A 12,866-nucleotide genomic window follows, 5' to 3' on the forward strand; every position below is an offset into this window, starting at 1 on the left:
GGCAAGATGCGACCAACCGGTTCCGACATTCTCGTTGTCGACGACGAGGCCGACATCCGCGACCTGGTGTCCGGCCTGCTTGAGGACGAGGGCCATGCCGTGCGCGTGGCCGCCAACTCCGACGAGGCCCTGGCCGCGATCCGCGCTCGAAAGCCGTCGCTGGCGATCCTGGACATTTGGATGCAGGGCGGCGGGCTGGACGGGCTAGAGCTGCTCGAAGTGGTCAAGGAACTGGACCCTGACCTGCCGGTGGTGATGATTTCCGGTCACGGCAACATCGAGACGGCGGTGACGGCGCTGAAGCGCGGCGCCTATGACTTCATCGAAAAGCCGTTCAAGTCGGATCGGCTGGTTGTCGTGGTCGAACGCGCCATTGAGGCTGCGACGCTGAGGCGCGAGAACCGCCGCCTGCGCGCGGCGACCATGACGCCGTCGGGTCTGATCGGTCGATCACAGGCTGCGCAGGCCTTGCGCAGCACCATCGCCAAGGTGGCCCAGGCCAACAGTCGGGTCTTGATCGCCGGACCGGCCGGCTCCGGCAAGGAACTGGTGGCGCGTCAGATCCACGAAGCCAGCCCGCGCGCACGCGCCGAGTTCGTCGCGATTTCGGCCGCCGGCATGACGCCGGAACGTCTGGATGTCGAACTGTTCGGCGAGGAGGGCCAGGACGGCCGTCCGCGCAAGATCGGCGTGTTCGAACGCGCCCACAACGGCACGCTGTACCTGGACGAAATCAGCGACATGCCGCGGGAGAGCCAGAGCCGCATCCTGCGCGTTCTGGTGGACCAGCGGTTCCGACGTGTCGGCGGAGAGCAGGACGTTCAGGTCGATGTCCGCGTGGTGACCTCGACCTCGCGCGATCTGAAGGCCGAGATCGCAGAGGGACGTTTCCGCGAAGACCTGTTCCACCGTCTGAACGTGGTGCCGATCCGTGTCCCGCCGCTGTCGGAACGGCGCGAGGACATCGCCGAACTGGTCGAATATTTCGTCGACACGATTAGCGCTTCGCAAGGTCTGCCCAAACGCATCGTCGGGGACGATGCGGTGGCGGTGCTGCAAGTCCATCCTTGGCCCGGCAACATCCGCCAGCTGCGCAACAATATCGAGCGGCTGCTGATCCTGGCGACCGGCGATCCGGCCGAAACGATCACCGCCGACATGCTGCCGCAGGAGGTGGCGACCTCGAACGGCGGGACGGCGAACCTGGGCGGCGAGCGCACCATCGCCCTGCCGCTGCGGGAGGCGCGCGAGGTCTTCGAGCGGGAGTATCTGGCGGCGCAGATCATGCGGTTCGGCGGCAATATCTCGCGCACCGCGGCTTTCATCGGCATGGAGCGATCGGCCCTGCACAGGAAGCTGAAGTCGCTGGGCGTCTCGCCTGCGCGCGGCGGCGAAGAGGACGAGCCGGCCTGATGTCACGCGTCGCCTATGTGAATGGCGCATATGCCGCGCATGGCCAGGCCGTGGTCCATATCGAGGATCGCGGTTTCCAGTTCGCGGACGGGGTCTATGAGGTCTGGTCGGTCTTCGACGGACGGCTTGCCGATTTCGAAGGTCATATGAGCCGCCTGCACCGCAGTCTGAGCGAACTGAAGATCGACATTCCGATGAGCGTCGGCGCCTTGGGCGTTGTTCTGCGCGAGACCGTGCGGCGCAATCGCGTACGTCACGGCATGGTCTATCTGCAGATCACGCGCGGCACGGCGCCGCGCGATCATGGCTTTCCGGTCGATATCGCGCCCAGCGTGGTCGTGACCGCCAAGTCGATCGATCCGGCGCGAAATCAGCGACTGGCGAAAAACGGCGCAGCCGGCGTCACCCAACCCGATGTTCGTTGGGGGCGTTGCGACATCAAGACTGTCGGTCTCTTGCCGAACGTGCTGGCCAAACAGGCGGCGCGCGAGCGCGGGGCCTATGAGTGCCTGATGTACGACGACATGGGTCTGATCACCGAAGGCGCATCGACCAATGCGTGGATCGTGGATGAGGACGGCAGGCTGAGAACGCGGGACGTTCAGGCCAATATCCTGCGGGGCGTCACGCGAGCGGTGGTCCTCGAGCTCGCCGCCGCCGAAGGTGTCGAACTGGAAGAACGCGCCTTCTCGGTCGATGAAGCGAAACGCGCGCGAGAGGTGTTCGTGACCGCCGCCAGCGCCTTCGTCATGCCGCTGGTTTCGCTGGACGGCGTGAAGATTGGCGACGGCCAGCCCGGCCCGGTCGCGACCCGCCTGCGAGAACTCTACCTTGAACAGGCGCGTCGAGGGGCCATTTAGGGCGTTGCCCGAGCGGCCGGGCGGCGGTTAAGGTCGCGGTCGGCTGCATCGGCCCCGCCGCTCCCACGGCGACAAACAACGAAGAACAGGAAAAACCTGCCATGTCGCAAGACAAACGTCAGAACCTTCAGGACACCTTCCTCAACTCGGTCCGCAAGACCAAGACGCCGCTGACCATCTTCCTGGTCAATGGGGTCAAGTTGCAGGGCATCGTGACCTGGTTCGACAACTTCTGTGTTTTGCTGCGCCGCGATGGCCAGTCCCAGCTGGTGTACAAACACGCCATCTCAACCATCATGCCGTCCGCGCCCGTGCAGCTGTACGAGCCCGACGCCGAAGAAGACTGATTGACCCAAAAACTGATCGACCACACCGTCCCGCTGATCCGGGCGGTCGTCATTCACCCCGACCGACGCTCGGACAGTCCCCGGCTGGCGAGCGAACGGCTTGAGGAGGCGGCGGGCCTTGCCCGCGCGCTGGACCTCGACGTGCGCGCCGAAGAGATCGTGCGGCTGCGCAGCACCACGCCAGCGACCCTGTTCGGCACGGGCAAGGTCGAGGAACTGGCCGCGCTCGTGCGCGCCGCAGACGCCGAGGCTGTTATCATCGACGACGCCCTGACGCCGGTGCAGCAGCGCAATCTGGAAAAGGCGTGGGAGGTGAAGGTCATCGACCGCACCGGCCTGATCCTGGAAATCTTCGGCCGTCGCGCGCGGACCAAGGAGGGGCGGCTTCAGGTCGAACTGGCGCGACTGGATTATGAGCGGTCGCGGCTGGTGCGGACCTGGACCCACCTTGAGCGGCAACGGGGCGGCACCGGTTCGACCGGTGGGCCCGGCGAAACCCAGATCGAGCTGGACCGGCGTCTGATCGCCGACCGCATCGTCAGGCTGAAGTCCGAGTTGGAAGAGGTGCGACGCACGCGCGGCCTGCACCGCAAGCAGCGTCAGAAGGCGCCGTTCCCGACGATCGCCCTGGTCGGCTACACCAATGCCGGCAAGTCGACGCTGTTCAACCGACTGACGGGGTCGGAGGTCTTCGCCAAGGACCTGTTGTTCGCCACTCTGGACACGACTCAGCGCACCATCCGGCTGCCGCAAGGGCGACCGGCCATCGTGGCGGATACGGTCGGCTTCATCTCCGACCTGCCCCACGAACTGGTCGAGAGCTTCCGCGCGACCCTGGAGGAGGTCGGCGAGGCCGATCTGATCCTGCACGTCCGCGACATCGCCTCGCCCGACAGCGCGGCCCAGGCCAAGGACGTCGAGGCCGTGCTGAAACAGATCGAGACGCCAGAGGGCAAGACGCGCCGGGTGCTGGAGGTCTGGAACAAGATCGACCTGCTGGACGACGAGGCGCGCGAGACTGTGCTGGGTCAGGCCGAACGGTTGGCGAAGGACGGTGAGGCGGTCGCCGTCTCAGCCTGGACGGGGGAGGGGATCGAGCCTCTGCGCCAGATCATTGCCGGCCTGATCGACGACGATCCCGAGACTCAGCTGACGCTCGAACCGCATCAGGGCGAGGCCCTGGCGTGGCTGTACGAACATGGGCGGGTCACGTCGCGCGATGCGGACGAGCTTGGCCGTACTCACGTCACGGTCCGGCTGCACCCTGCGGCGCTCGGGCGATTCGAGCGCCTGTATCCCGACCTGACCGACTGAGTTTTCATGCATCTGATCGAAACCGTCCTGCTTCTGCTGTTGGCCGTGGTGGTGTCGGGTTCGATCGCGCGGATCACGCGCATCGCCTTGCCTTTGGTTCAGATCGGGCTGGGCGCCGCCATCGTGCTGATCACGGGCAAGACGGTCGATCTTGAGCCGGACATCTTCTTTCTGCTGTTCCTGCCGCCGCTGCTGTTTCTGGACGGCTGGAGAATTCCCAAGGAGGATCTGTTTCGCGACCGGGCGGTCATCCTTGAGCTGGCGCTGGGACTGGTGCTGTTCACCGTCGTCGGTCTGGGTTTCCTGATCTGGTGGATGATCCCGGAGATGCCGCTGCCGGTGGCTTTCGCCCTGGCCGCCATCCTGTCGCCGACCGATCCCATCGCGGTTCAGGCGATCGCGGCGCGAGCGCCGATCCCTAAGCGCCTGATGCACATTCTGGAAGGCGAGTCGCTGTTGAACGATGCGACGGGCCTGACCTGCATGCGGATCGCGGTCGCCGCCGCGACGACGGGGGCGTTTTCGATCGGCCACGCGGTGGGGACGTTCGCTTGGCTGGCTCTGGTCGGGGTCGCCGTCGGCGTTCTGGTCACTATGGCCATCAGCTACGCCAAGAGCTTCGTCAGCCGACGCTGGGGCGAGGACGTGGGCGCGCAGATTCTGGTCAGCCTGCTGATCCCGTTCGCGGCCTATCTGGTGGCGGAAGAGCTGCATGCGTCGGGCATCCTGGCGGCGGTCGCGGCCGGGGTGACGATGAGCTTCACCGAACGCGGAGGCATCGCCGGCCAGTCGATGGCGATGACGCGGATCCGGCGCAGCGTCGTGTGGGACACGGTTCAGTTCGTCGCCAACGGCATCATCTTCGTGATCTTGGGCGAACAGATGCCCTCGATCATGTCGCGCGCGGCCGAGGTGGTGGCGGGCACCAGCCGGCCCGAGGTCTGGTGGCTGGCGGTCTATGTGTTCGGCATCGTCGCCACCCTGGCGGCGCTGCGGTTCGTCTGGGTTTGGACCTCGCTGAAGCTGACCCTGTTTCGCCGCCGCCATCGCGGTCCGCCGGCCAAGGTCGGTCTGCGGCTGACCATGGTGATGTCTCTGGCGGGCGTGCGGGGGGCGATCACTCTGGCGGGTATTCTGACCCTGCCGTTCGCCTTGGGCGACGGATCGCCGATGCCGTCGCGGAACCTCGCGATCTTCCTGGCGGCGGGGGTGATCGTGGTGTCGCTGGTGCTGGCGACCTTCGCCTTGCCTAGACTCCTGAAGAACGTCGAACTGCCGCCGGAGCCGTCGCATGAGCAGGAAGAGGATCGGGGCCGGGTCGCCGCCGCCTCGGCCGCCTTGCGCGCCATTGAAGACGTCTCGCACGCCATGGCGGAGGGCAAACCCGACCCCGACCTCTATTCCGACATCGCCGGTCGGATCATGGAGACCTATCGCCAGCGGATCGAGACCCACACCCGCACGGACGAGGAAGACGCCGCCCTCACGCGAAAGATGGACGATATCGAGCGTCGTCTCTGGCTGGCCGGCTTGGCCGCCGAGCGCGAGGAACTGCGTCGATTGATGAGGGCGCGTCAGTTGGATGAGGTGACGGCCAAGAAACTGTTCCGTGACGTCGATCTTCAGGAACTGCGCTACCTCTGACGATCCATGAAAGCGGAGACGGCCGCATAGCTGTCGGCGATGCAGTGGGCGCCGCGGGCCGTCAGGCGCTCGGCATGGCCGTCGCGAACATGCCCGCCCGCCGTCAGCCCCACGACCGTCATACCGGCTGCGACCCCTGCGGTGACGCCCGCCTCGCTGTCTTCGATCACCAGGACGCGGGCCGGATCGACGCCCATGGCGTCGGCGGCGTGCAGGAAGATGTCGGGGTGGGGCTTGCCGCGCTCGACCACCAGGCCGGTGAAGACCGCGCCGTCGAAATGATCCGTCAGACCGAATATGTCCAGACCGACGCCGATCCAGTCGGGGCCGCTGGACGAGGCGATGCAGCGGGGCTCGGGTCGGGCGGCGACGAAGTCCAGCAGACCGGGCACGGGTTCAAGCTGCTGCGGCGCGCGCTGGCGACAGGTCGCAAACCATGTGGTGTGGAAGTCGTCAGGGCAGGCACGACCCAAAGCCGCCTCGACGACCGGCCGATTGTCGCGCCAGCGCTTGCCCGTATAGGCGGCCAGGACGTCGTCGAGCGAGGTCGGTAGGCCGATGGCGGTCAGCTGTTCGGCCATGACGGTGCTGTTCAGCACCTCGCTGTCGGCGACCACGCCGTCGTAGTCGAAGATGATCAGGTCGTAGGTCACGCGGGGGTCGCTCAGGTTTCAGGCGCGGCCTTTTCGGCGACCTTTGCGGCGTCCCAGAGGCGGTCCATCTCGGCCAGGTCCGATTGGTCGGGCGTACGGCCGTCCTTCGCCAGTTCCGCCTCGATGAAGCCGAAGCGACGCACGAACTTCGCGTTGGCCGCGCGCAGGGCGTCTTCGGGTTCGAAGTCCAGCTTGCGCGCCAGGTTGGCGACGACGAACAGAAGATCGCCCAGCTCTTCGCGCGCCTTGGCCTGGTCGCCGGCGGCGATCTCGACGCGCAATTCCTCGACCTCTTCGGCCAGCTTGTCGAACACCTCGTCGGTGGAAGGCCAGTCGAAGCCCACGCGGCCGGCGCGCTTGGTCAGCTTGGCGGCGCGGGTCAGGGCGGGCAGGCCGACCGGCACATCGTCCAGAACACCCGGCTTCTTGCGGTCCTTTCGCTCGGCGGCCTTTATGGCTTCCCAGGCGACGATCTGTTCCTTCGAGGAGCGCTTCGCCTCGTCACCGAAGACATGGGGGTGGCGGCGCTCCAGCTTGTCGGCGATGGCCGTGACCACGTCGTCGAAAGCGAACAGCCCCTGTTCCTCGGCCATGCGGGCGTGGAAGACCACCTGAAACAGCAGGTCGCCAAGCTCGCCCTTCAGCTCAACGAGATCGTTGCGCTCGATGGCGTCGGCGACCTCATAGGCCTCCTCGATCGTATAGGGGGCGATGGTGGCGAAGGTCTGCTCCACGTCCCAGGGGCAGCCGCCGTCCGGGTCTCTCAGCCGCTCCATGACGCCGAGCAGGCGGTCGATGGGTCTCAACGGCGGGCTCCGTCGCGGGCTTCCAGGGCGAGGCGGATTTCATCGTGCCGCTTCGGCGTCAGGGGATAGCCCTTCAGCACCCAGGCGGCGGCGGCCAGCAGCAGGCCGGGGACCAGAATGAACAGAATCTGGAGCGTCAGCAGGGAAAAGTCGCTGTTGCCCATCGGCCCCGGCACGGCCTTGAAGCCCACGACTTGCAGGATCAGGTACGGAATCAGCGCGACCACATGACCGATCTTGGTCGTCGCGGACAGGATGGAGAACATCAGTCCGGTGCGATCCACACCGGTCTCCAGCCGCACCTCGTCACCGGCGTCCGCCATCATGGCGCGCAACAGGAACAGGCCGGCCGCATAGGGCAGGCCGGCGACGAACATGGCGCCTGCCGTCAACATGAAGTTGCCGCCGGGAACCAGGGTGGCGGCGATATAGAGGGCCGCGAAGATCAGGCTGGCGACAGCCAGGGCCTTATCCTTGCCGATCCGCGTGGCCAGCCAGGCCCAGATCGGTGCGCCGCACAGGCCCGCGACGAAATAGAACAGCATGAACAGCCCGGCCTGGCTGTGGTCGTAACCCTTGATCTGTCCAAAGAAGAAGAACAGCAGCGAACCCGTGATGCCTGGCGCGACCCCCAGCAGCAGGTCGGCGATCAAGAGCTTCCGGACCGTGGGCATCTTCACCAGGGCCAAATAGGCGCTGGCGCCCCCATGCGGCTGGTCACCCGCGTTGAAGGGCTCCGGCACGGCGACCATGGCCAGGCCGATGGTGACGGGCAGGGCGATCAGGATGGCCCAGCCCATGATCCGCACGCCGTCGGCATAGTTCCCGATGCCCGTCTGAACCACCACGGTCGGCAGCACCAGGATCAGGATCACGCCGATGATGTTGAACACCTGCCACCAGCCATAGACCCGACTGCGCTGATCATACTGAGGCGCGAGCACGGCGGCCCAGCCGAGTTGGCCCAGTGTGCCGATGGAAAAGCCGAGATAGAGGACCAACAGCCAGCCAAAAAGATAGGCCGGTCCGGCGCCGGGCTGGACCACAACGAACATCATGAAGGCCGACAGCATCAGGATCGGCGTCGAGATCGCCATCCACGGGCGATAGCGGCCGAACCGCGTCCTGGTCTTGTCCATGCCCCAGCCGATGAAGGGGTCGAAGACGATGTCGATCAGACGCACGGCCATAAAGACCGCCGCCACGACCCCCAATTCCAAGCCAACATAGGTGGCGTAGAACTCCGGCAGGGTGACGGGCAGGGCGACGCCAAAGGCCGCCAACGGTAGGCAAGGGCCGGAAAAGGCCGCGAGCACGGCGTTGGAACGGCGGGGCGCGGTCGGCGCGGCGGTGGACATGCGTCGGTCCGAGAGGCGCGGCGCGAGTCGGCCGCGCGCCACCATGCCAGCGATCGGTGACGCATGCACTTGTGAGATCGACCGGCTTAAGGCTTCCTGTGGTCCATGTGGCGAAGCCTTTTTGCGTTCCTGTCCGTTTGCTTCGTTCTGACGTTTGCCGGCGGCGCGCGTGCGGCCGGACCCTGCCACACCAACGCCGACGGTTGGCAGGCGCAGGGACTGGCGAACGCTGCGTCGGCCTACGGCATGGAATGGGCGCCGTTCGGGGCGGCGGAGTGGGGGTGGCAGGCCTATCTGCCGCTGATCCAGCGCGAACTGCATACGGCCTGCGGGCCCGGCACGCCGATCTTCGCGTCGCAACTGGCGGGGTTCCAGCAGACGCACGGCCTGGCGCCCACCGGCCTGTTCGACGCAGCGACATTTCAGGTGTTCAGAGGGCTGTGGCAGGAGCGGCGGCCGTTCGTGATGGCGCGGGTCGGCGGCGCTTGTCCCGAGCCGCCGCCGATCAACCAACTGGGTTATCTGGTCACCGAGGAGGAACACGCCGACCGACTGACGCGGTTGCTGCGCCGCGATGTGCTGGACGCCTATCGCCGGCTGGTCGCCGCCGCGCGAGCGGAGGTTCCGGAGGTGGGGGCCGATCCCGAACTGCTGCAGATTTTCTCCGGCTTCCGCGATCCCGAGGCGGACGCGGCGCGCTGTGCGCAGCAGGGCAACTGCGACGGCCTGCGTCGTGCCGTCTGTTCGCCGCATCGGACGGGCACGGCGGTCGATCTTTACGTCGGCCAAGCGCCGGGTCTGGGTGTCGATTCCACCACCCCGGCCAGTCGCGAATATATGGCGCGGTCGGCGACCTATCGCTGGCTGGCGACGAACGCTGGGCGTTTCGGCTTTGTGCCCTATGTCTATGAGCCGTGGCACTGGGAGTATGTGAAGCCTTGGGATCCTTCGTTCGCGCCCTGACCGAAGCTGAGAAAGCGCTGGCGCGAGAGGCGTTCGGCGCCGCGATCGACTTGGCGCCCGTCCGTTTGATCGGTTGGCCGTTCCGCCGTGCCTTTGTGGCTGGACGCTGGTTCGGGCGAGACTGGATAGTGTGGCCGCAAGCGCAGCTCGTCTCAGACTTCGCGGCGGCACCTGTGCGGATGCAGGGCATCCTGATCCATGAACTGACGCACGTCTGGCAGGCCCAGCAGGGCGTCAATCTGCTGTTTGCTAAGCTGAAAGCTGGGGACACCTCCGCCTCATACGCCTACCGCGTGGAACCGACCTGCCGGTGGGACGCGTTGAACATCGAGCAGCAGGCGATGGTGATGGAGCACCGTTTCCATTGTCGCCGCGGTCGCCCCACGCCAGGCGACAGGACTTTTTACGACACTGTCTGTCCATTCGAGACGTGATTTGATGTCGGGGACTTGCGGAAGGACCGGCAGCGCGCCAAGTTAGCAACGGTCGTTGTTGCGAATGGCGACCCTTGTCATTCAACGGAGCCTCCCCGATGCCGAAAGTCCTCGTCCTCTATCACTCGACCTATGGTCACCTGGAAACCATGGCCGAGGCGGTCGCCGAAGGCGCGCGCGAGGTCGAAGGCGCTGTCGTGGACATCAAGCGCGTGCCGGAAACCGTGCCAGAAGAGCTGGCCAAGGCCTCGCACTACAAGCTGGATCAGAAGGCGCCGATCGCCAAGATCGACGATCTGAAGGACTACGACGCCATCATCATCGGCGCCGGCACCCGCTTCGGTTCGGCCGCGTCGCAGATGCGTGCCTTCCTGGATCAGGCCGGCGGCCTGTGGTTCTCGGGCGCCCTTATCGGCAAGGTTGGCGGGGCGTTTACCGCGACGGCGACACAGCACGGCGGTCAGGAGACGACCTTCCAGGGCCTGCACAACTTCTTCATGCACCACGGCATGCCGGTCGTGGGTTTGCCCTATTCCTTCCAGGGACAGATGACGCTGGACGCCATCCACGGCGGCTCGCCCTATGGCGCATCGACGATCACTGGCGGCGACGGCTCGCGTCAGCCTAGCGACGTCGAGCTGGACGGCGCCCGGTTCCAGGGCAAGCATATCGCCGAGCTGGCCAAGAAGCTGCACGGCTGATCCGATGCGCCAGCCCGCCGTCTTCTTCGGTCACGGTTCGCCTATGAACGCGCTCGGCGGTCCCTACGGGGCGGCCTGGCGCGCGCTGGGCGAAGCGATCGGTAAGCCCAAGGGTGCGGTGATGATCTCCGCCCACTGGGAGACACGCGGGCTGGGCGTCACCGCGCAGGAGAGGCCCGAGACCATCCATGACTTCGGCAACTTTCCGCGCGAACTTCATCAGATGCAGTATCCGGCGCCCGGGTCGCCCGCCTTGGCGGCGCGGGTGTCGGCGCTGACCGGGGCCGTCCAGACGCAAGGGTGGGGCCTGGATCACGGGACTTGGTCGGTGCTGTGCCATGTGTGGCCCGAGGCCGACGTGCCGGTCGTGCAACTGTCGCTGAACCGCGAGCTGACGGCGCGTCAGCATTACGATCTGGCCAAGGCGCTGAAGCCTCTGCGCGATGAAGGGATCGTCATCGCTGGCTCGGGCGACTTCGTCCACAATCTGCGGACCTGGAAACGCGAGGACGGCGCCGAACCCTACGCCTGGGCGACCGGCTTCAACGAGGCGGTGAAGACGGCGTTCGAACGGAGCGACCATGAGGCCCTGATCGATTGGGTGGGTCTGGCCGAGGACGCGCAGCTAAGCGTGCCGACCGACGAGCATTTCCTGCCGGTGCTTTATATCGCCGCCCAGCAGGAGCCGGGCGAGGCGGTCAGCTTCTTCAACGACCGTATCGACGGCGGCTCGATCTCGATGACAGGCGTCCGGATCGGCTGATCAAGCCGCCTTCTCGGCCTCAACCATCTTCTGAATGGACACATAGTCGGTCTTGCCGGTGCCCAGGACCGGCACTTCGGCGACCTTGACGATCTTTTTCGGCACGATCAGTTCGGGCGCGCCATTGGTTCGCGCCCATTCAGTCAGGGGCGCGACCTCGGCGTCTGCGTGGTCAGTGACGAGCACCAGTTTCTCGCCCTTGCGGCTGTCGGGGATGGACACGACGGCGTGGCGCTGATCCGGCCAGACGGCGCCGGCGATCCCTTCGACGGCGGTCAGTGAAACCATCTCGCCACCGATCTTGGCGAAGCGCTTGGCGCGGCCGCGGATGGTGACATAGCCGTCTTCGGTCACATCGACGATATCGCCGGTGTCCAGCCAGTCGTCGCCGATCGGATCCCACTGCAAGGGCTCGGCCGAGGTGACATAGCCGCTCATGACGTTGGGGCCGCGCAGCATCAGCCGTCCGCCCGCGTCGATGCCCTCGACCGGCTCAAGCTTCCAGTCGATACCGGGCAGGACCTGACCGACCGTGCCGGGCGCGTTTCGGTCAGGATGGTTGACGGCGATCACAGGCGAGGCCTCGGTAGCGCCATAGCCTTCCAGCAGTTCGACGCCGCCGAACTTGGTGTTGAACAGGGTACGGGTTTCCTCGCGCACCTTCTCGGCGCCCGCGACCACGAACTTCAGCGTCGAGAAGTCGTTCGGCTCGGCGACACGGCCATACTGGTTCAGGAAGGTGTCGGTCGCGAACAGGATCGAGGCGTTCACCTGGGGCAGCAGGTCGGTGATCTGTTTGGCGTGCAGCGGCGACGGATACTGGAAGGCCTTCAGCCCTTGCAGCAGCGGCAGGATGACCCCGCCGGTCAGGCCGAAACAGTGGAAGGTCGGCAGGGGATTGAACATCACCCATTCCGGCCGCAGGTCGATGTGGGCCGCCACCTGACGCGCATTGGCGACGAGGTTCTTCTGGCTCAGCACCACGCCCTTGGGCGTGCCGAAGCTGCCGGAGGTGAACAGGACAACGCCCGGCGCATCCGGATCCGTCTTCACGCGGAACCGCTTGGGCGCCGCGCCGGCGGCGAGGCCGTAGAGCTTGTCGGCCAAGCCGATGGTCTTGCGAACGTCGTCCAGCCAGACGACTTCGGCGACGGTCTTCAACTCGACGATCAGGTCGTCCAGCTTGGCCTGGTCGATGAAGCGTTTGGCGGTCAGGACCTTCTTGACGCCCGAGGCCAGGATGGCGGCCTTCAGATTGGCCTCGCCGGCGGTGAAGTTCAGCATGACCGGCACGCGGCCGTGGGCGTGCAAACCAAAGAAGGTGACGACGACGCCCATGGACGACGGCAGCAGGATGGCGACCCGCTCGCCCAGATCGGTCATGTGGGCGATCTTGCGGCCCAGCACGAAGGCGGCGCGGATCAGGCCGGTGTAGGTGAGGGGATGGCGATCCTGATCCTCCAGAATTTCCTTGTCGCCGAACCGCGCCCGCGCATCGATCAGGGCGTCGATCAGGGTCGAGTCGTAAAGCGAGGGATCCAGGGCCTGGCGCAAGCGCGTCTCCTACGGAGGACGCGGGCGGCCCTCTCTGTTGTTCGGGCGACTGTCAT

The 12,866-nt window shown here is 66.1% G+C and carries 13 protein-coding genes; 9 read left to right on the top strand and 4 right to left on the bottom strand.

Annotated elements, in window-relative coordinates; genetic code table 11:
• Positions 1-6: 6 nt before the first annotated feature.
• From ntrX to QRN13_RS07315, 5 genes are all read left to right on the top strand, one after another.
• Positions 7-1,413, top strand: coding sequence for a nitrogen assimilation response regulator NtrX (gene ntrX, locus QRN13_RS07295; protein ID WP_284877410.1), 1,407 nt, complete (start codon positions 7-9; stop codon positions 1,411-1,413).
• A complete protein-coding gene (locus tag QRN13_RS07300; RefSeq protein WP_284877411.1) occupies positions 1,413-2,273 on the top strand; it encodes a D-amino-acid transaminase in 861 nt (286 codons plus the stop codon). Before ntrX ends, QRN13_RS07300 begins: the two co-directional genes overlap by 1 nt.
• A gap of 101 nt (positions 2,274-2,374) precedes the next feature.
• Entirely contained in the window at positions 2,375-2,620 is a 246-nt protein-coding gene (hfq, locus tag QRN13_RS07305; RefSeq protein ID WP_003164861.1) for an RNA chaperone Hfq, read from the top strand.
• Complete coding sequence (gene hflX, locus QRN13_RS07310) at positions 2,621-3,934, top strand: GTPase HflX (protein ID WP_055753767.1); 1,314 nt, start codon at positions 2,621-2,623, stop codon at positions 3,932-3,934.
• A gap of 6 nt (positions 3,935-3,940) precedes the next feature.
• A complete protein-coding gene (locus QRN13_RS07315) occupies positions 3,941-5,578 on the top strand; it encodes a Na+/H+ antiporter (RefSeq protein ID WP_284877412.1) in 1,638 nt (545 codons plus the stop codon).
• Here QRN13_RS07315 and QRN13_RS07320 read toward each other — a convergent pair.
• From QRN13_RS07320 to QRN13_RS07330, 3 genes are read right to left on the bottom strand one after another with little or no spacing between them, the layout of a single operon-like run.
• The gene (locus QRN13_RS07320; protein ID WP_284877413.1) at positions 5,569-6,231 is read right to left on the bottom strand and encodes an HAD family hydrolase; all 663 of its coding nucleotides are present in this window, start codon (positions 6,229-6,231) and stop codon (positions 5,569-5,571) included. The genes QRN13_RS07315 and QRN13_RS07320 overlap by 10 nt on opposite strands.
• An 11-nt stretch (positions 6,232-6,242) precedes the next feature.
• Entirely contained in the window at positions 6,243-7,037 is a 795-nt protein-coding gene (gene mazG / locus QRN13_RS07325; RefSeq protein ID WP_284877414.1) for a nucleoside triphosphate pyrophosphohydrolase, read from the bottom strand.
• Entirely contained in the window at positions 7,034-8,395 is a 1,362-nt protein-coding gene (locus QRN13_RS07330; protein ID WP_284877415.1) for an MFS transporter, read from the bottom strand. The genes mazG and QRN13_RS07330 overlap by 4 nt, the downstream gene beginning before the upstream one ends.
• Before the next feature lie 105 nt (positions 8,396-8,500).
• On the opposite strand from QRN13_RS07330, the gene QRN13_RS07335 reads away from it, so the two are divergent.
• The 4 genes from QRN13_RS07335 to ygiD all read left to right on the top strand — a co-directional run bounded on the left by QRN13_RS07335 (position 8,501) and on the right by ygiD (position 11,256).
• Positions 8,501-9,358 carry a D-alanyl-D-alanine carboxypeptidase family protein gene (locus QRN13_RS07335; protein ID WP_284877416.1) on the top strand — a complete coding sequence of 286 codons (858 nt, stop codon included), beginning with the start codon at positions 8,501-8,503 and terminating at the stop codon, positions 9,356-9,358.
• Positions 9,334-9,792: a hypothetical protein gene (locus QRN13_RS07340; protein ID WP_174085046.1), complete on the top strand. Its 459-nt coding sequence runs from the start codon at positions 9,334-9,336 to the stop codon at positions 9,790-9,792. Before QRN13_RS07335 ends, QRN13_RS07340 begins: the two co-directional genes overlap by 25 nt.
• Positions 9,793-9,890: 98 nt before the next feature.
• The gene (wrbA, locus tag QRN13_RS07345; protein WP_055805062.1) at positions 9,891-10,493 is read left to right on the top strand and encodes an NAD(P)H:quinone oxidoreductase; all 603 of its coding nucleotides are present in this window, start codon (positions 9,891-9,893) and stop codon (positions 10,491-10,493) included.
• 4 nt (positions 10,494-10,497) lie between these two features.
• On the top strand, positions 10,498-11,256 hold the full coding sequence (gene ygiD, locus QRN13_RS07350; protein WP_174085047.1) for a 4,5-DOPA-extradiol-dioxygenase: 759 nt from the start codon (positions 10,498-10,500) through the stop codon (positions 11,254-11,256).
• Here ygiD and QRN13_RS07355 read toward each other — a convergent pair whose 3' ends face one another.
• Positions 11,257-12,810 (bottom strand): AMP-binding protein, encoded by a 1,554-nt coding sequence (locus QRN13_RS07355; protein WP_284877417.1) that lies wholly within the window; start codon positions 12,808-12,810, stop codon positions 11,257-11,259.
• Between the last annotated feature and the right edge of the window lie 56 nt (positions 12,811-12,866).

The sequence above is a fragment of the Brevundimonas sp. MEB006b genome, assembly GCF_030209705.1.
In the GTDB taxonomy this organism is placed as follows: domain Bacteria; phylum Pseudomonadota; class Alphaproteobacteria; order Caulobacterales; family Caulobacteraceae; genus Brevundimonas.

What these genes read in the sequence shown, in the direction of transcription:
- ntrX (WP_284877410.1), top strand. Translation starts at nt 7, where the DNA reads ATGCGACCAACCGGTTCCGACATTCTCGTTGTCGACGACGAGGCCGAC.
- QRN13_RS07300 (WP_284877411.1), top strand. Translation starts at nt 1,413, where the DNA reads ATGTCACGCGTCGCCTATGTGAATGGCGCATATGCCGCGCATGGCCAG.
- hfq (WP_003164861.1), top strand. Translation starts at nt 2,375, where the DNA reads ATGTCGCAAGACAAACGTCAGAACCTTCAGGACACCTTCCTCAACTCG.
- QRN13_RS07315 (WP_284877412.1), top strand. Translation starts at nt 3,941, where the DNA reads ATGCATCTGATCGAAACCGTCCTGCTTCTGCTGTTGGCCGTGGTGGTG.
- QRN13_RS07330 (WP_284877415.1), bottom strand. Translation starts at nt 8,395, where the DNA reads ATGTCCACCGCCGCGCCGACCGCGCCCCGCCGTTCCAACGCCGTGCTC.
- QRN13_RS07335 (WP_284877416.1), top strand. Translation starts at nt 8,501, where the DNA reads ATGTGGCGAAGCCTTTTTGCGTTCCTGTCCGTTTGCTTCGTTCTGACG.
- wrbA (WP_055805062.1), top strand. Translation starts at nt 9,891, where the DNA reads ATGCCGAAAGTCCTCGTCCTCTATCACTCGACCTATGGTCACCTGGAA.
- ygiD (WP_174085047.1), top strand. Translation starts at nt 10,498, where the DNA reads ATGCGCCAGCCCGCCGTCTTCTTCGGTCACGGTTCGCCTATGAACGCG.